Origin of the sequence: Luteibacter sp. NPDC031894, assembly GCF_050273135.1 — a bacterium.
Taxonomy (GTDB): domain Bacteria; phylum Pseudomonadota; class Gammaproteobacteria; order Xanthomonadales; family Rhodanobacteraceae; genus Luteibacter.
On record NZ_JBNNMV010000009.1, the window covers coordinates 22,432 to 39,040 of the forward strand.

Consider the following 16,609-nt stretch of genomic DNA (forward strand, 5'->3'; position numbering starts at 1 on the left):
GCGCGCAGTCCATGGTTCCGATCCTAGTGGAGCGTGCGTGGTATCGAAAGCACGAAAGTGGGAATGGGCGCGTCGAAATGCGTGCCGTCGTCGGCCACCATGCGGTAGCTGCCTTCCATCGTGCCGACCGCCGTCTCGAGCACCGCGCCGGAGGTGTACTCGAACGAATCGCCCGGACGCATCCACGGCTGTTCGCCGACGACACCGTCGCCACGCACTTCCTCGACCTTGCCGTTCGCATCCGTGATGACCCAATGCCGCGTGAGCAACTGTGCGCCAGTCTGGCCGGCGTTGCGCAGCGTGATCGTGTAGGCGAACACGTAACGGTTATCCGTGGGATGCGATTGGTCGGGAACGAAGCGGGTTTCGACCTCCACGTCGATCGTGTAGGGGGATTTGGAGTTCATGCAGGGATTGTCGGGGACGGGGAGGGGGTGGGCAAGTATGGACCCGCCCAGGGCTCACATCGCATTCGCGATTTTCACGAAGTCCATCGGGGCAAGGGTTTCGGCGCGGGCGCGCGGGTCGATGCCCAACTCGCGTATGGCGGCTTCGTCGATCATGCCCTTCAGGGTGTTCGACAGGGTCTTGCGCCGCATGGCGAAGGCGGCCTTCACGACGGCGTGAATTTTTGCGGGATCGCCCTGCGGTAGCTGATCCAGTGGCAGCGGGACCAGCCGTACCACCGCGGAATCCACCTTCGGCGGCGGACGGAAGGCGCCGGGAGGCACCGTGAACAGCGGCGTCACCCGGCAGGCCAGCTGCAGCATGACGCTGAGGCGGCCGTAGACCTTGCTGCCAGGCTCGGCGGCCATCCGGTCCACGACTTCCTTCTGCAGCATGAAGTGCATGTCCTGGATGGCGGCCGCATGCGCCACGCAGTGGAACAGGATCGGACTGGAGATGTAGTAGGGCAGGTTGCCCGCAATGCGCAGTCGTTCAGCCCCGAGCTCCCTCGCCAGCGCGCTGAAATCCACCTTGAGCACGTCCGAATGAACGATGCGCAGGTCGCCGATCGGCGCGGCGCGTTCCTGCAGGCCGGGGATGAGATCGGTATCCAGCTCGATCGCGGTCATGGTCTTCGCGACGGCGAGGAGCGGCATCGTCATGGCGCCTTCTCCCGGACCGATCTCGACGACGGTGTCACCGTCCTTGGGAGCGATGGAGGAAACGATGCGCTCGATGTAGCGCTTCTCATGGAGGAAGTGCTGGCCGAAGCTTTTCTTGGGGCGTGCGTTCATGGCTGGGCGCGGTGCCGGACGAGGTCGATGGCCAGGCGCGTGGCCGCGAACAGGCTGGCGGGATCCGCCGTGCCGGCGCCAGCGCGGTCCAGCGCGGTGCCATGGTCCACCGAGGTGCGAATGAAGGGCAGGCCGAGGGTTACGTTTACCGTGCTGTCGAACGCTTCGCTCTTCAGCACCGGCAGGGCCTGGTCGTGGTACATCGCCAGAACGGCGTCGTAGTGAGCACGCATTGCCGGCACGAAGGCGGTATCGGCCGGCAACGGTCCGAGAAGGTTCATGCCCTCCCCGCGGAGTCGTTCCAGCAGCGGGACGATGGTGTCGATCTCCTCACGCCCCATATGTCCGCCTTCACCCGCGTGCGGGTTGAGTCCCAGCACCGCGATGCGGGGGTGGGAAATGGCGAAGAGCGACGTGAGGGCGGTTCCGACGATGCGCAGCGTGCGCTCGAGCAGCTCGGGCGTGATCGCCGCCGGCACGGCCGAGAGCGGAAGGTGCGTAGTGGCCAGCGTCACCCGCAGGCTGGCGCTGGCCAGCATCATCACGACCTCGGCGGAAGCGCGATCCGCGAAGAACTCGGTATGACCGCGGAAGGCGAAGCCGGCATCGTTGATGGTGGATTTCTGGACGGGCCCGGTGACCACGGCGTCGAATTCGCCGGCGAGGCAGCCGTCGGCCGCGATCGCGAGCATGTCGAGCACGTGGCGTGCGTTGCGTGGGTCGGGCGTGCCCGGTGTTTCGAGGGCGGCGAGCGGTACGTGGCGAACCCGGATGCGGCCGGCGGCGCGCGAAGCGACCCTCGTGCCATCGTCCTCGACGATATCCAGTTCCAGCCCGCAGGCAGACGCCGCACGATGCAGCAGATCGCGGTCGGTGACGGCGACGAGATCGACGGCGAAGTCGCTGGCAGCGAGGCGGGCGACCAGCTCGGGCCCTACCCCGGCAGGCTCACCGGCGGTGACGGCGAGCCGTGGCAGGGAGGTCGCGTTCATCGATTACGGCGTGGCCGAAGCCTGCTTGTCGTCCGGATCCTTCAGCTCCGGCACACGGATATCGACGAACGAGGTCGAGCGCAGCTCGCGCAGGTAATTCTCGTAGGCTTCGTCCGCCTTGCGGTTGCCGATGGCCTGACGGGCCTGGTCACGCTGCAACTGGTCGGTGAGGTCGCTCTGGCGCGAACCGAGGCGCTGCAGCACGATCCAGCCGGCGTCAGTCTGGATGGGATGCGAGACCTCGTTGTCCTTCAGCTGGTCGATCTGGGCGCCGATGGCCTGGCCCCAGGCGTCCTTCGCGAACCAGCCCATGTCGCCGCCGTTGTTCGCCGTGGTCGTGTCCTTGGACTCATCCTTGGCGAGCTTGGCGAAGTCTTCCTTCTTGTCGACGACGCGGGTGTAGAGGTCCTGCGCCTTCTTTTCGGCCTGCTCCGGGGTGACGATCTCGGACGGTTTGATGAGGATCTGGCGAGCGTGGTACTCGGTAACGATCTGCCGCCCAGGCTGACGGGTCTCCACCAGCTTCAGGATATGGAAACCGGTGGGGCCGCGCAGGGCAGGGGTCGTCTGGCCGGCCTTGAGCGTCGATACCGCGTCGGCGAAGGCCGGCGGCACTTCGTCGAGGCGGCGCCAGCCGAGATCGCCGCCATCCAGCGCGTCGGGCGCGTCGGAGAAGCGAATGGCCGCGGCGTTGAAGTCCATGCCGCCCTGGATCGCCTTGATGGCTTCCTCGGCCTTGGCCTGGGCCTGCGCGATGTCGCTGGCGCCACCGCCGGCAGGGGTGCTGATCTGGATGTGCGCGAGGTGGACTTCGCCGGCCTTGTAGGTGGGGCTGGCGAGCAGGTTGTTCACTTCGGCGTCCGTCACCGTCACCTGGTCGCGGACGATGCTCTCGTGCAGCTTCTGGGCGATGATCTGGTCGCCGAGCTGCTGGCGGAAGGCGGCGTAGCTGAAGCCGTCCTGCTCCACCGCCGCGCGCAGCTGGTCGAGGCTCATCTTGTTCTGCTGGGCCACGTTGCCCGCGGCCTGGTCGATGTCCTGGTCGGAGACGCGGATGCCCTGGTCGTTGGCACGCTGGACCTGCAGGCGCATAAGCACGAGACGGTCGAGCACCTGGCGGGCCAGGACGTCCTTCGGCGGAAGCTGGCCCGGATTCGATGCGTACTGGCGGACGATGGTGTTGATCGCCTCATCCAGTTCGCTCTGCAGGATGACGTCCTCTTCCACGACCGCCACGATGCGATCGAGCGAGCCATTGCCGACGCTCATGCCCTGGGCTGAGGGCTGGGCGGAGGGCATCAGCTGCGCGTGGGCGGGAGGCACGGCCACCAGGATGGAGGCGGCGAGCAGGGAGTAGGCGAGGATCTGCTTCATCGAGTACGGAACCCGGGGCGAACGCCCCACTATTGATAGCCAAGGATAGCACGGCGCAAGTAGGCGCCCGATTGCGGGTTGAGCGAGCCCAAGCCCTTGAATTCAACCTCGAACATGATCGCGTTGTCGGTCTTGCGCAGGTAGTCGTGCACGTAGTGCCGGCCCAGCACGCGGAAGGCGACGCAGCAGCTTTCGTACTCGACGCCCGCGGCAGCCTCCAGCGTCCGGTGCGAGAACGTGAACGTGCTGAAGGTGGAGCCGTTGTACGTGACCGGCAGGACGTCGCGCCGGGCGAAGACCCACCGCGCCAGGGCGCGCCAGCGCTCCGAGAGAGGAAAGACCACGGACGTGTCGAATTGTTCCATCACGTTCCGGCGATACCGGTACGAGAAGTTGAAGATGCCGTCGCCCTTGATCCGGCGCTGGATCTGGACCGTGGCGAGGTCCGTGTCCCGCCCCTGCTCGACCAGTTCGCCCTGGTCGTTCAGGTACGGACTCGGTTGCTTGTTCGGGTTCCACTGGTAGGAGCTGTTCAGGCGCCACCTGTCGTTGAGCTGGATGCCCAACTGGGCCACGTAATCCGAACGGCCGAAGTCGGTCGGGGCCACACCGGGCATCTGTACCTTCTGGTCGCTGAAGTACTTGATCTGGCCGATGCTCGCCGAGAGCCGCTCCACGCCACTGTCGTCCAGCAGCCGGGTCGTGAGCGCGGCCGTCAGGTTGTTGGCGTCCATCTGCCGGTCGGCGCCCGAGAAACGGTTGGTCGTGAACAGCTGCCAGAAATCGAACGACATCAGGTTGGTGTCGAAGGTCGGCAGGTTGTTCTGGTTCCGGTACGGGACGTACAGGTAATACAGGCGCGGCTCGAGCGTCTGCGTATAGCTGGTGCCGAAGAGGTTGGTCTGTCGATCGAAAATCAGGCCGGCGTCCAGGCTGCTGATCGGGACCGACCGCGACGGGCTCTGCTGGGTGTAATTGAAGTGCTGGTAGTCCGAATCGAGTCGGTAGTCCGTGTAGCGATATTCCACGCGTGGGCGGACGAACCATGACGCGCCGGAGAAGTCGGCTGCCAGGTAAGGAGCGAGATCAAGGCGGTTGCCGTCGACCTGGCCGGGAAAGGTACCGGAAACCGGTGCCCGGTCGACCTTGCGAAACGCAACCGCCTCGGTGTCCACGCCGACGTCGAGCCAATCGTTCAGCGGCGCCTCGAGGTTGAACAGGGCGCGCGGCCAGCGGCGATACGGCACGACGTAATTGGGGAGGCCAGCGTCCACGTTCTGGTAGTCGTCGGCACCGAGCGCGGCGCTCCAGTACTTGCCCGACTTCGTGACATAGGCGCTCGAAGAAAGGATGCCGATCGCCGACTGGTACAGGTCGTTGCTGAAATCGCGGAAGTACTGGTTATCCGATGCGCGATTGATGTTGGCGGCGAAATTGAAGCCGTCGCCCAGGTTCGTCGCGTTCGTGACATGGACGAAATAGCGCTGCTTCGAACCGTCCCGATCGCTGGTGCCGCTTTCGTCGTCGTCGGGACCCTTGTCGTTCGCCATGTACTGCACCTCGAAGGTTCCGTTCGAGCGCGGTAGCAGGTAGCGGAACTCGGCACCGAGCATGAAGCCGCGATCGCTGTAATACCCAGGCGTGATCGTCGCGTCGTAGTTTGGCGCGAGGTTCAGGTAATACGGCAGGTTGAGGTACATGCCCGAGCGGCTGTTGGAGCCGAAGGTCGGGTAGAGGAATCCACTCTTGCGCCTGTCGTCGAGCGGGAAGGTGAAGTAGGGCAGGTACATGAACGGCACGCCCTTGAAGCGCATGGTCGCGCTGCGTGCTTCGCCGACGCCGGTTTCCTTGTTGAGGTTCATCGTCTTCGCGCGGAACTCCCACATGCGGCTGCCGACATCGCAGGTGGAGTAGGTGGCGAGGGTGAAGCGGCCGTGCTGCGGGTCCATGACTTTCGCGTGGTCGGCGACGCCGTTGCCGCGCGATTGCAGGAGCTGGTAGCGAACGTTGTAAGCGTCGCCCTGGTTCGGTGTCGTCGTGCCGGTCATGCGATCGGCGGACACGAGCATGCCGGCTTCCTGGTACTTGACGTTGCCCTTCGCGTCGTAGGCCGTGGAATCGGAGTTATAGGTGACGTCCTGGGCCCTCAGGACCTGGTCGGCTCGCTCCATGCGCACACCGCCGGTCATGTGATAGACGTTCGGCTCGGGACTCTCCACCTTCACGCCGCCGACGTCGCCATCGTCGATGCCGGAATGGATGTCGGTCACCGCGGTCTCGCGCAGCGTGCTGTCCTTCGTGATCGATGGCTCGTAGAAATCGAGCATCGCGTTCGGACGGCAAAGCGCATAGCTCACCGGCCGCGGCGGGCAGATGAACGAACCAAGAGGGCAGGTCTCGGCGGCGACCGGGGCGGTGGGGGCGACGGCGCGGGTTTCGCCCTGGGTCGGCGCACTTTGCGCTTGTACCTCGAGGGCATAGCCCGACACGATGAAGGCGACCGCGGTCGCCAGCAGGCGGCGTTTAGGCAGGATGCTGATGCGTGACGTCACGGGCTCGGTCTTGTCCGGTCGAAAGGCCGCCAACTTAGCAGAATCGCCAACCCCATCGCACGATGGCACGTCGCCCATGAGCATGATCCCTTGGAGGGCGCGGCGTATATCGCCGCACCGGCCCGGCGAGCTTACACCGGAGGACGCGCGTTAATCCCTAGCCCCGTGGCCGGCGCTCGTGCTGCCAGAGCACCTCGCCGTGGCCGCTGCGGAGGGCCAGTACGCGGGCGATCACGAAGAGCAAATCTGAAAGCCGGTTCAGGTAGCGCTGGGTTTCCGGGCGTATCTCTTCGACCCGGCCGAGGGCGACGACCTCGCGCTCGGCGCGGCGGCAGATCGTGCGGGCGAGGTGGCAGGTCGCTGCCGCCATGCCGCCGCCGGGCAGGATGAAGTCTTTCAAGGCGGGAAGGTCGGCATTGAAGCCGTCCAGCACGCCTTCCAGGCGGTCGACATCCTTCGCCTGGATCATCGCCATGCCGGGGATGCAGAGCTCTCCACCCAGGTCGAACAGTTCGTGCTGGATCTGGACGAGCGCCTCGCGGATGTCCGGGTCCAGCCCGTCGGCCGCGATAACCATGCCGATGGTGCTGTTGAGTTCGTCCACGGTGCCGTAGGCCGCCACCCGCAGGGAGTCCTTGCCGGTGCGGGTGCCGTCGCCCAGGCCCGTGCTGCCGTCGTCGCCGGTGCGGGTATAGATCTTGGAGAGTCGATTTCCCATGCCATGGATTGTAGGGGCAGAGGGGTATGATTCGCGCATGAGCCAGAGCGAACCCATCCTCATCGTCGGCGGTGGCCTCGTCGGCGCCAGCCTCGCCATCGCACTCGACGCCGCTGGCCTGCCGGCCGTGCTTATCGAGGCGGCCGCACCCCGTGTCGACGAACAACCCAGTTACGACGAGCGCAACCTCGCCCTCGCCCGGGCAACGGTGAACGGGCTCGATGCCATCGGCGTCTGGGACTTTGCCAGGCACCGCGCCACGCCGATCCGCCATATCCACACCAGCCGTGCCGGCGATTTCGGCAGCGTCCGCATGGACGCCGCCGCGGAAGGGGTCGATGCCCTGGGTTGGACGCTACCGGCGCGCGAGCTGGGCGCGGCCCTGTTGCGACGGCTGGACAGTTGCCGGCAGTTGGTCCGGATGGCACCCGCACGCGTCGAGGGTATCGAACCGGCCGGGAACGGCTGGGCGGTGACCGTGGCGACCGGGACCGAGCGGCGGCGCCTGACGACACCGTTGCTGGTCGCCGCCGACGGAACGACGTCGGGCGTGCGTGCGCAGCTTGGCATTGGAGTACGTGAGCACGATTACGAACAAGCGCTCTTCGTCACCACGATGGTGCCGGAGCGCGATCCGCGCGGACGCGCCTGCGAGCGCTTCACCGACGAAGGTCCCGTGGCCGTCCTGCCGCTCGCGGAGCGCCGCGTCGGCGTCATCCTGACGGTGGCTGCAGAGCGGGCCGACGAGGTGGCGGCGATGGACGACGCAACCTATATCGCCCACGTCCAGCAGCGCTTTGGCTGGCGTCTGGGCCGCCTCAGCCGGCCCGGCAAGCGGGTGCCCTATCCGATCCGCCGGGTCGCCGCCGACGCGTTGACGGCCTCTCGCGCGGTGCTCGTCGGCAATGCCGCGCAGACCGTGCATCCGATTGGCGCCCAGGGATTCAACCTCGGGCTGCGCGATGCGCTCACCCTCGCGGAACTGGCCACGGCGGCGGCCGATCCCGGCGATCCGGCGATGCTGGCGGAGTACGTCCGCCGCCGCACCCCGGATCGCGAAGGGACGATGGCCATGAGCCACGGGCTCGTGCGCCTGGCGTGCCTGGACCAGCCCTTCATCGGGCCGCTCCGCTCGCTCGTCATGCTCGCGCTGGACCGCGTGCCTCCCCTGCGGCATGCCCTGAGCCGGCGTGGCATGGGCTTCCGTCCCCATGCACCGCTGGCTGTGCGGGAGAAGACGCCATGAACGAATCCTGGAACGACACTTCGCCTCGCCGTCGCGGCCATCTGCTCGATGTCGCCGTGGTCGGCGGCGGCATGGTCGGCGCGGCGGCCGCCCTGGCCCTCGGACGGGCCGGTTTTTCCGTCGCCCTGGTCGATGCGCGGGAGCCCGCGCCCTGGGCAGCGGCCGACGAGGTGGACCTGCGCGTGGTCGGACTCGCGCCGTCTTCCATCGCGCTGCTCGACCAGTTGGGTGCTTGGGAGGCCATCCGTTCCGCCCGCGCTTCCGGCTACGACAGGATCGTGGTGTGGGATGCGGAAAGCGGCGCGACGATTCGTTTCGACGCGGCCGACGAAGGTCGCGACGTGCTCGGCTACATCGTCGAGAATGCGCTCGTACAAGCCTCGCTGTGGCATGCGCTCGACGACGCGGGTGTGCGGCGCATCGTCCCCGCCGAAGTGACGTCGCTGTCACAGAGGGAGGACCGGGCCCAGCTCGAACTGGCGGACGGCCAGTCCGTCTCGGCCCGGCTCATCGTCGCCGCGGACGGCGCGGAATCGCCCCTGCGTGCCATGGTCGGCATCGGCACGCATGGTCGCGACTACGCACAGCGTGCCGTGGTCGCCCATGTCGAAACCGACCGACCGCACGAGCGCACGGCCTGGCAGCGATTCCTCCCGACCGGTCCGCTGGCGATGCTTCCCCTGGCCGATGGACGGAGTTCGGTCGTCTGGTCGCTGCCCGAGGCGGAAGCGCAGCGCGTCCTCGGGCTGGACGACGACGGTTTTCGCGAAGCGCTAGGTGTCGCCAGCGATTTTCGCCTCGGCCCGATCGGTGCCGTGACCCGGAGGGCCGCGTTTCCGTTGCGTCTGAAACTGGCCGACCGGTACGAAGCCGATCGCCTGGCCCTCCTCGGGGACGCCGCGCACGCGGTGCATCCCCTGGCGGGCCAGGGCGTCAACCTCGGGCTGCGCGATGTCGTGGAACTGCGCGATACGCTGGTGGACGCGCGCCATGCCGGCCGCGACATCGCCGCGACCCACGTGTTGCGCCGCTATGCCCGCCGCCGCCGAAGCGCGGACGGCCTCGATGCCTGGTCGTTCGACGCGCTGGCACGTATCTATGCGTGGCAGGCCCCGCCGCTCGTCGCGGCCCGTGGCGTCGGTGTCCGCGTGCTGGATGCGCTAGGTCCCCTGAAGCGAAAGATCGCGCGCCACGCCGCCGGTTTGTAATGCTCGTGTAGGAGCCGCTACAGCGGCGAGCCAAGTCCCCGTCCGCGTCATTGCTGCGCCGGCTTCTCACCGCTATAGCGGCTCCTACACGCAGTGCCTATGCTTGGCTCACTTTGCCCAGGAGCCACGCCCATGCGCCGTTCGCTGCTCGTCCTGTCCTTGCTCGTCCTCGGTCACGTAGGTGCCGCCTCGGCCGCGATGGTCGCGAAGCCGGTGCAGTGGACCGATAAGGGCGTTACGTACAAGAGCTTCCTCGTTTATGACGATGCCGTCACCGCGAAGCGGCCTGGCGTGCTGATGGTGCCGAACTGGTTCGGCGTGAACGACATGGCCGTGGCCAAGGCGAAGGAGATCGCCGGCAAGGACTACGTCATCCTGCTTACCGACATGTACGGCGGCGACAAGCGCCCGGCGAACGAGGGCGAGGCGGGTGCCGCGGTGAAGCCGCTCTACGCGGATCGCAAGGTCATGCGGGAGCGCGTCTCGCGCGCTTTCGCCGAGCTCAAGGCTCAGGCGAAGAACGCGCCAATCGATACCACGAAGCTTGCGGCCATCGGTTTTTGTTTCGGCGGGTCGGCCGTGCTCGATCTCGCGCGCGACGGCGCGAACCTTGCCGCGGTGGTGACGTTCCACGGTTTGCTCGCCACCGATGCAAAGCTCCCGTCGACCATCCACGCCAGCGTGCTCGCGCTGAACGGTGCCGACGACGAGAACGTGCCGCCGGAGCAGCGCGCGGCGTTCGAGGCGGAAATGCGCGGTGCGAAGGTGGATTGGGCGCTGGCGGATTTCGGCGGCGCGGTGCACTGCTTCACCGAGAAGGAAGCGACCGCGGCGTCTGGCAATTGCCGTTACGACGCGAAGGTCGCCCATCGCGCTTATGCCGCGATGCACGCGTGGCTCGCTGAAGCTTTCGCGAAATAACGGGCGTCAGAAGCGGCGTTCGACCGAGTAGTCGGCGAGCGCCGTGAGGGCATCGCGGAAGGGCGACGGCGCAACGTTCGCGAGGGCCTCGCGTGCCGCGGACGCGTGCGCAACGGCCTTCGCGTGCGTGCGCTCGAGCGCACCGGAGTCGCGGATGGCGGCGACGATGCGATCCAGCGAATCCAGCCCGCCATGTTCGATGGCGTGGCGCAGGGACTTCAGCTGTTCCGCATCCGCCGTCTGCATGGCGTAGATCAGCGGCAGGGTGGGCTTGCCTTCGGCGAGATCGTCGCCGATGTTCTTGCCAAGCGTTTCCGCGTCCGACACGTAGTCGAGCAGGTCGTCGGCGATCTGGAAGGCGTAGCCGAGTTCCATGCCGTAGCGGCGAAGCGCCACGATGTGGTCCTCAGGCAGTCCGCCGAGCACGCCACCCAGTTCGGTCGCGGCCGCGAACAGCACGGCGGTCTTGCGCTCGATCACGGCCAGGTAGGCCTGTTCGTCGACATCGGCATTGCCGATGTTGAGCAGTTGCAGCACCTCGCCCTCGGCGATCGTATTGGTCGTGTCGGCGAGGATGCGCATGATGCGCATGTCGTCCAGTTCCACCATCAGCTGGAACGAACGCGAATACAGGAAATCGCCCACCAGCACGCTGGCAGCGTTGCCCCAGAGGGCATTCGCCGTCTTGCGCCCGCGACGCATGTCGGACTCGTCCACCACGTCGTCGTGCAGGAGCGTCGAGGTGTGGATGAACTCGATGATCGCGGCGAGCTTGGCGTGCTCCTTGCCCTCGTAGCCCGCGGCGCGAGCGGCGAGCACATGGAGCATCGGCCTCAGCCGCTTCCCACCGCCGGCAATGATGTGGTCGGCGATGCGGTTGATGAGGACCACGTCCGACGAGAGGCGATGCCGGATGAGCGCATCGACATCTTTCATGTCGTCTGCCGCCAGTGCGCGAACGCCGGCGAAATCGAGGGGGGAGGGGCGGGCAGCGATGGAGGGCATGGACCAGGTCGTGTGCGACGTATCAGCGAACATTATACGGGCTGGACCTGGCGATGCAGTGTGTAGGTCGGATCCTGGGTCCCGTTCGGGGTTTCCCTGTACCGACGGCGCGGCGGTGCCCGTGAAGTATCTGTACACGCTCGTTTTTTCAGATTTTACGTATCGATCCATAAGGCGATGCGTGGCAAGACGGGTGTGCACGCCGCCGACCGGCGTGCTTTCAGTCCACCAAGGAAAGGCCATGCACAAGCTAATCATCGCGGCGACCGTTGCCGTTTCGGCCCTCGCCGCCGGTTCGTCCGCCTCCGCGGCCAATGACGGCATGATCGACATCACCGGCCGGATCACGTCCACGACGTGCCAGGTCGAAGGCCAGCAGCCCGGCGCCGGGACGGTCAGGAAGAACGTACCGCTGGACGCCATCAGCGCCGGCGCACTTGGCGCCGTGGGAGCCACGTATGGCGACCGAGGCTTCTCGATACGGATCGGCGGCAACCCTGAATGCGCCAACGACACGACGGTGAAAGTCCGCTTCGATCCCGCCAGCCCGGCCCTCGATCGCCTCAGCGGTCGGCTCAACCTCGACGCCGGTGCCGACGCGGCGAGCGGCGTGCAGATACAGATCGCCAACGACGACGGCACGCCGATCCAGCTCTATACCGAAGATTCCAAGAGCGTCGTCGTCGCGGACAACAAGGCGCAGATCGACCTCATCGCGCGTTATTACCGTTCGGCCGACGTGACGCCCGGAGCGGCGAATTCGCGCGTCGGCTTCCAGGTCGTCTACGAGTAAAGGCACGGCAAGACGCGCCGGTCGGCCATGGAGCCCGGCCGACCAGGGAAGACCCAGACAAAGGAATCGTCATGTTACGACTGCTATCGGCGATGCTCGCCCTCGTCCTGTTTGCGCAGGCTTTCGACACACAGGCCGCCGTCGTCATCGGAGGCACGCGGGTGGTATTTCCGGCCCAGTCGCGCGACGTGTCGTTGAAAGTGGAGAACAAAGGAGCCGAGCCGGCATTGGTCCAGGCATGGATCGACGACGGCGACGACACGTCCTCGCCGTCGACCGCGCGAGCTCCCTTCGCTATCACGCCGCCGGTTTTCCGGATCGATCCCGGCCACGCCCACACGCTGCGCATCGTGCACGTGGGCAACGAGGCGCCGAGGGATCGCGAGTCGCTTTACTGGCTGAACGTGCTCGAGATTCCTCCGAAGCCGGCAGACGCGGAAGGGAAGAACACCCTGCAGTTCGCGTTCCGTCATCGCCTCAAGCTCTTCCATCGTCCCAAAAATCTTCCTTCTCCTCCGGAACGCGCCCCCTCGGGCTTGCGCTGGTCCATGCAGCGCGCTGGCGGAGCGCTGCGGCTGCGCGTCGAGAACCCATCGCCTTATCACGTGTCCTTCAACGCCGTGGGGCTGTCGTCGGAGGGGAAGGAGCCTACGTCCCTTTCGCTCGGCGGAGGCATGGTCGGGCCGGGCGTGTCGCTTCATTTCCCCGTGCCGGTTGTGGGCGGAGGGGACGGCTGGAAAGTCCACTTCGTGACCATCAACGATTACGGCGCCGCGATTCCGGGCACCGCGGCGCTCGAACCGTGATCGGGGCGGGCACATGCCAACCGCAGGCACCGTATCCCGTCTCGCATGCCGCGCGCTCGGTGGCTGGCTCGTGATGGCCGGGCGCGTCCATGGGCAGGATGCCCCGGCGGTCGACTTCGATCCCGCCTTCTTCATGCCGGGCGACGCGGCGACGCTCGACATGTCGCGCTTTGCGCGGGGCAATCCGGTGTTGCCGGGCCATTACGACGTCGACGTATGGGTGAACGGCGAATGGCAGGCACGCAAGGCGGTGCGTTTCGCGGCATGGAAAGACCGCGGCGAGGCGATCCCGTGCATCGCCATGGACGAGCTCGTTGCCTACGGACTCGACCCGTCAGCTGCATCGGCCGTCAACGACGCGCCGTGCGAGCCCCTCGGCGGCCGCATCGCTTCGGCGACGACCCGCTTCGACGTGAGTGAGCAGCGTCTCGATATCGAGGTACCGCAAGCGGTCATGGCGAGGCGTCGTCCCGGCATCGTTCCACCGACCGACTGGGAGCACGGGGTGACGGCGGGTCTGCTTGGATGGCGCGTGGCCGCGCGTCATGCCGCTACGGCGCGGCAGCGTGACACCGCGTTCGTCGCCGGCGCCGACGCGGGAATCAATGCCGGTGCATGGCGGCTTCGACATGGCGGAACCTGGGCCGGCCAACGTTATAGCCGTCGTCATACGTACCTCGAGCGCCCCCTGGGCGCGTGGCGTTCGCGGCTTCGCATGGGTGAGTTTCCGCTCGCGGACGACATGTTCCCGCCTGTCCGCTTGCGTGGAGCGTCGATCGCGAGCGATGCGCGGATGGCGGCGGACGCGTTGGGTGGTTATGCGCCACGCGTGAGAGGCGTCGCTGCCAGCCATGCGACGGTGCGGATCACGCAGAACGGAATCCTGCTGCGCGAACTCGTCGTACCCCCCGGTCCGTTCGAGGTCGACGATCTGTATGCCGCCGGTCGCGGCGGCGACATCGATGTCGACGTCGAGGAACACGGACGCCACCGCACGTTCCGGATCCCCTTCTTCCCCGTGCCCGAACTGCTGCGCGAAGGGCGTACCGCCTACGCGGCGAGCGTCGGGCGCGGTGTCGTTGCGCGAGGCCTGGCCCCGGGCGTGGTACACGCCAGTTGGCGACATGGCTTTCCAGGCGATACGACCGGTTACGCAGGTGCACGGCTTTCGCAGGGGACGTCTTCCATCGTCGTTGGCGGTGCCGTGGCGACACCGGCGGGGGCGTTCGCCATGGATGCCTTCCATTCCATGACGTCCGGAGGGCGTTCCACGCTTTGGCGCGTGCGGCATGGCAAGCAGTGGGCCGACGGCACGCTCGTATCGCTACGCGCGGCGCAAGGCCGCGACATGGCCTCGCTCGCGCCACGAAGCCGCGTGGTACGTGTCGGGGGGATCCGGCGTTTCGACGTACTGGTACAGAAGGATCTGGGTGGGCGGGGCAGCCTGGGTGTCAACGTGTCCCAGGCCACTCGTGGGCACGGCGGCGGGACTATCCGTGAGCTGGCGGCGTCCTGGGCTCGAGCCTGGGATCGCCTGAGCATGGATGTCACGATTCGACGCGCCACCGACACCTCGGGGCAACTGAGCGTATCCATGCCGCTGGGCGTGCCCCTGTCCACCGCGACGCTCTACGCCTCGGCCCTGGGTGGCCCGCGCGCCGGAGGTCTACGCATGGGTATATACGGAAGCGCCGACGAGGCAGGCACCACCCAATACGGCGCCGCCATGACACGCGAGCACGGGCGACGTCCCCGCTTCGATGGTTCCGTCTCGCGGCGTCTGCGCGCTGGCGAGATTGTCGCGAGCGTCGACCGTTCAAGCACAAGGCAGGCCGCCTCGTTGTCGGCGTCGGGCGGATTGGTTTTCCACCACGGCGGTGTCACGCCCGCCTTGCGGCTCGGCGATGCGATGGCCCTCGTGCGGGCCCGCGGCGCGCAGGGCGCAAGCGTGTCGGGAAGCACGGACACGCGCATCGGTCGGCGAGGTTACGCGGTTGTTCCTCACCTCGCGCCGTATCGCTGGAACGCTATCGACCTCGATCCAACCGGCACCTCCCTGGACGTCGGATTCGTCTCAACGCACCGCCGTGCCGCGCCTACGGCAGGCGCGGTCGTCCTGGTGCCCTTCGAAACCGACGTGTCGAAGACGCTGCTGGTGACTGCCCGGCTTCACGACGGCAGGCCGCTGCCTTTCGGTGCCGAGGTGCTGGATGCCGGATCCCGTTCCGTGGGACTGGTCGGTCAGGGCGGCAGGATATTCCTGCGCACGGAGAACTCGGCGGGGCGCTGGCGCGTGCGCTGGTCGGACGGCACGGACGGTCAGTGCGTGCTGCGGTTGCTGGGCGATGTAACGACCGCGGCCGGTATGCCGCGGAGCACAGGAGTATGTGAATGAACAGGACCACGTCCGTTCGACCCGTTTGGCCCGTCCGACGCCAGTGGGGCGTCGTGATGGCGTTGCTGCTGTTGTGTCCGACATGCGTGGCCGACGACCGCCTGGAGTTCCAGGTCCAGGGGGCCATCACCCCGTCCTGTGGCCTGGTGGCTGATCGCGTCCGCATCGACCTCGGTACGGTGGCAGCCGGCGAGCTGGGCGGGGTGGGCTCCACCAGCCCATGGCGGCGGGCGGTGTTCACGGGCAGGGATTGCGTCGGCGCCACGCGGGCGTCGGTCACCCTTCGCGCCACGCCCTACGCCGCGGACCCTCGCTACATCTCCCCCGTGGGCGAGGCGCGGGGCGTGGCCATCGAAATGCAGGCGGCCGGCGGTCAGTCCCTGCCGCCCGACGACACGACCGCGGTGGTCTTCACCTGGGAGGGCGGCCAGCCCGAACTGGGCTTCGAAGCTCGCTATGTCCGGGTAGGCGCCTTGCAAGCGGGAAGCGCGGGCGCCACGGCCCAGGTCCAGATCGTATGGGAGTGACGCTCCTGGCCTACATGGCGCGTCGGGCGGCCCTCCCGGGCCACGGTTTGCCAGCCGCGCGGCCATCGACGAAACTACCCGGTCTGACCCGCCCGCGTATGGGCGGGTACACGCACACGAGGTAAATCCATGGCACGCGGCATCAACAAGGTCATTATCGTCGGGAACCTCGGCGCGGATCCGGAAACCCGCTATACCGGCAGCGGCACCGCGATCACCTCCTTGCGCATCGCCACGTCCGAGGCCTGGACCGACAAGCAGAGCGGCGAGAAGCAGGAGCGCACCGAGTGGCACCGCGTGAAGCTCTTCGGCAAGCTGGCCGAGATCGCCGGCGAATACCTGAAGAAGGGTCGCCAGGTCTACATCGAGGGCTCGCTCCGCACGGACAAGTACACCGACAAGGACGGCGTCGAGCGCTACTCCACCGACATCATCGCCAACGAGATGCAGATGCTCGGCGGCCAGGGTGGCGGTGAAGGCGGCGGCTTCGCCGGCGGCCAGGGCGGCGGTCGCCCGCAGCAGGCACGCGGCGCCCAGGGTGGCGGTGGTGGCGGTGGCGGCAACTGGAGCAGCGGTGGCGGTCAGCAGCGCAGCGGCTTCGCAGGCGGCGGCTCGCGCGGCGACGACTACGGCCAGCCACGCGGTGGCAACGCGCCGCAGCGTTCGGCGCCCCCGGCGAACGAAGGCTTCGACGACGACGATATTCCGTTCTAGCGAACGCGTGTTCGGAAGTGTTTATAAAGATTTCGGAAGCCCCGCACGCGCGGGGCTTTTCTTTGGTGACTGAAATCTGGATCTGGGAGGGCCGTAACCCGGGTGCGACGGCCCTGT

The 16,609-nt window shown here is 67.1% G+C and carries 15 protein-coding genes; 8 read left to right on the forward strand and 7 right to left on the reverse strand.

The window, feature by feature from the left end:
- Window positions 1–23: 23 nt before the first annotated feature.
- The 6 genes from apaG to ACQKIE_RS17745 all read right to left on the reverse strand — a co-directional run bounded on the left by apaG (window position 24) and on the right by ACQKIE_RS17745 (window position 6,877).
- Window positions 24–407, reverse strand: coding sequence for a Co2+/Mg2+ efflux protein ApaG (gene apaG, locus ACQKIE_RS17720; RefSeq protein WP_427461590.1), 384 nt, complete (start codon window positions 405–407; stop codon window positions 24–26).
- Between the two features lie 54 nt (window positions 408–461).
- A complete protein-coding gene (gene rsmA, locus ACQKIE_RS17725) occupies window positions 462–1,241 on the reverse strand; it encodes a 16S rRNA (adenine(1518)-N(6)/adenine(1519)-N(6))-dimethyltransferase RsmA (RefSeq protein WP_427461592.1) in 780 nt (259 codons plus the stop codon).
- Window positions 1,238–2,233 carry a 4-hydroxythreonine-4-phosphate dehydrogenase PdxA gene (gene pdxA, locus ACQKIE_RS17730; protein WP_427461594.1) on the reverse strand — a complete coding sequence of 332 codons (996 nt, stop codon included), beginning with the start codon at window positions 2,231–2,233 and terminating at the stop codon, window positions 1,238–1,240. Before pdxA ends, rsmA begins: the two co-directional genes overlap by 4 nt.
- A gap of 3 nt (window positions 2,234–2,236) precedes the next feature.
- On the reverse strand, window positions 2,237–3,607 hold the full coding sequence (locus ACQKIE_RS17735) for a peptidylprolyl isomerase (RefSeq protein ID WP_427461596.1): 1,371 nt from the start codon (window positions 3,605–3,607) through the stop codon (window positions 2,237–2,239).
- 29 nt (window positions 3,608–3,636) lie between these two features.
- Window positions 3,637–6,159: an LPS-assembly protein LptD gene (locus tag ACQKIE_RS17740; RefSeq protein WP_427461598.1), complete on the reverse strand. Its 2,523-nt coding sequence runs from the start codon at window positions 6,157–6,159 to the stop codon at window positions 3,637–3,639.
- Window positions 6,160–6,316: 157 nt separating this feature from the next.
- Window positions 6,317–6,877 carry a cob(I)yrinic acid a,c-diamide adenosyltransferase gene (locus ACQKIE_RS17745; protein ID WP_427461600.1) on the reverse strand — a complete coding sequence of 187 codons (561 nt, stop codon included), beginning with the start codon at window positions 6,875–6,877 and terminating at the stop codon, window positions 6,317–6,319.
- 37 nt (window positions 6,878–6,914) lie between these two features.
- On the opposite strand from ACQKIE_RS17745, the gene ubiH reads away from it, so the two are divergent.
- The 3 genes from ubiH (at window position 6,915) to ACQKIE_RS17760 (ending at window position 10,252) form a co-directional block, all read left to right on the forward strand.
- Entirely contained in the window at window positions 6,915–8,123 is a 1,209-nt protein-coding gene (ubiH, locus tag ACQKIE_RS17750; protein ID WP_427461602.1) for a 2-octaprenyl-6-methoxyphenyl hydroxylase, read from the forward strand.
- A complete protein-coding gene (locus tag ACQKIE_RS17755) occupies window positions 8,120–9,331 on the forward strand; it encodes a UbiH/UbiF/VisC/COQ6 family ubiquinone biosynthesis hydroxylase (RefSeq protein ID WP_427461604.1) in 1,212 nt (403 codons plus the stop codon). Before ubiH ends, ACQKIE_RS17755 begins: the two co-directional genes overlap by 4 nt.
- Before the next feature lie 132 nt (window positions 9,332–9,463).
- Window positions 9,464–10,252 (forward strand): dienelactone hydrolase family protein, encoded by a 789-nt coding sequence (locus tag ACQKIE_RS17760; protein ID WP_427461606.1) that lies wholly within the window; start codon window positions 9,464–9,466, stop codon window positions 10,250–10,252.
- Window positions 10,253–10,258: 6 nt separating this feature from the next.
- Here the strand turns inward: ACQKIE_RS17760 and ACQKIE_RS17765 are convergent, their stop codons facing one another.
- Window positions 10,259–11,257, reverse strand: a complete 999-nt coding sequence (locus ACQKIE_RS17765; protein ID WP_427461608.1) for a polyprenyl synthetase family protein — start codon at window positions 11,255–11,257, stop codon at window positions 10,259–10,261.
- 241 nt (window positions 11,258–11,498) lie between these two features.
- Between ACQKIE_RS17765 and ACQKIE_RS17770 the strand changes: the two genes are divergently transcribed.
- The 5 genes from ACQKIE_RS17770 (at window position 11,499) to ssb (ending at window position 16,492) form a co-directional block, all read left to right on the forward strand.
- Window positions 11,499–12,050, forward strand: coding sequence for a fimbrial protein (locus ACQKIE_RS17770; RefSeq protein WP_427461610.1), 552 nt, complete (start codon window positions 11,499–11,501; stop codon window positions 12,048–12,050).
- 71 nt (window positions 12,051–12,121) lie between these two features.
- Window positions 12,122–12,856: a fimbrial biogenesis chaperone gene (locus tag ACQKIE_RS17775; RefSeq protein ID WP_427461612.1), complete on the forward strand. Its 735-nt coding sequence runs from the start codon at window positions 12,122–12,124 to the stop codon at window positions 12,854–12,856.
- 13 nt (window positions 12,857–12,869) lie between these two features.
- Window positions 12,870–15,251, forward strand: a complete 2,382-nt coding sequence (locus ACQKIE_RS17780) for a fimbria/pilus outer membrane usher protein (protein ID WP_427461614.1) — start codon at window positions 12,870–12,872, stop codon at window positions 15,249–15,251.
- On the forward strand, window positions 15,248–15,778 hold the full coding sequence (locus tag ACQKIE_RS17785; RefSeq protein WP_427461616.1) for a fimbrial protein: 531 nt from the start codon (window positions 15,248–15,250) through the stop codon (window positions 15,776–15,778). Before ACQKIE_RS17780 ends, ACQKIE_RS17785 begins: the two co-directional genes overlap by 4 nt.
- Before the next feature lie 129 nt (window positions 15,779–15,907).
- Window positions 15,908–16,492, forward strand: a complete 585-nt coding sequence (gene ssb, locus ACQKIE_RS17790; protein ID WP_427461618.1) for a single-stranded DNA-binding protein — start codon at window positions 15,908–15,910, stop codon at window positions 16,490–16,492.
- The last annotated feature ends 117 nt before the right edge of the window (window positions 16,493–16,609 follow it).

What these genes read in the sequence shown, in the direction of transcription:
- apaG (WP_427461590.1), bottom strand. Translation starts at nt 407, where the DNA reads ATGAACTCCAAATCCCCCTACACGATCGACGTGGAGGTCGAAACCCGC.
- rsmA (WP_427461592.1), bottom strand. Translation starts at nt 1,241, where the DNA reads ATGAACGCACGCCCCAAGAAAAGCTTCGGCCAGCACTTCCTCCATGAG.
- pdxA (WP_427461594.1), bottom strand. Translation starts at nt 2,233, where the DNA reads ATGAACGCGACCTCCCTGCCACGGCTCGCCGTCACCGCCGGTGAGCCT.
- ACQKIE_RS17735 (WP_427461596.1), bottom strand. Translation starts at nt 3,607, where the DNA reads ATGAAGCAGATCCTCGCCTACTCCCTGCTCGCCGCCTCCATCCTGGTG.
- ACQKIE_RS17745 (WP_427461600.1), bottom strand. Translation starts at nt 6,877, where the DNA reads ATGGGAAATCGACTCTCCAAGATCTATACCCGCACCGGCGACGACGGC.
- ubiH (WP_427461602.1), top strand. Translation starts at nt 6,915, where the DNA reads ATGAGCCAGAGCGAACCCATCCTCATCGTCGGCGGTGGCCTCGTCGGC.
- ACQKIE_RS17755 (WP_427461604.1), top strand. Translation starts at nt 8,120, where the DNA reads ATGAACGAATCCTGGAACGACACTTCGCCTCGCCGTCGCGGCCATCTG.
- ACQKIE_RS17760 (WP_427461606.1), top strand. Translation starts at nt 9,464, where the DNA reads ATGCGCCGTTCGCTGCTCGTCCTGTCCTTGCTCGTCCTCGGTCACGTA.
- ACQKIE_RS17765 (WP_427461608.1), bottom strand. Translation starts at nt 11,257, where the DNA reads ATGCCCTCCATCGCTGCCCGCCCCTCCCCCCTCGATTTCGCCGGCGTT.
- ACQKIE_RS17770 (WP_427461610.1), top strand. Translation starts at nt 11,499, where the DNA reads ATGCACAAGCTAATCATCGCGGCGACCGTTGCCGTTTCGGCCCTCGCC.
- ACQKIE_RS17775 (WP_427461612.1), top strand. Translation starts at nt 12,122, where the DNA reads ATGTTACGACTGCTATCGGCGATGCTCGCCCTCGTCCTGTTTGCGCAG.
- ACQKIE_RS17780 (WP_427461614.1), top strand. Translation starts at nt 12,870, where the DNA reads ATGCCAACCGCAGGCACCGTATCCCGTCTCGCATGCCGCGCGCTCGGT.
- ACQKIE_RS17785 (WP_427461616.1), top strand. Translation starts at nt 15,248, where the DNA reads ATGAACAGGACCACGTCCGTTCGACCCGTTTGGCCCGTCCGACGCCAG.
- ssb (WP_427461618.1), top strand. Translation starts at nt 15,908, where the DNA reads ATGGCACGCGGCATCAACAAGGTCATTATCGTCGGGAACCTCGGCGCG.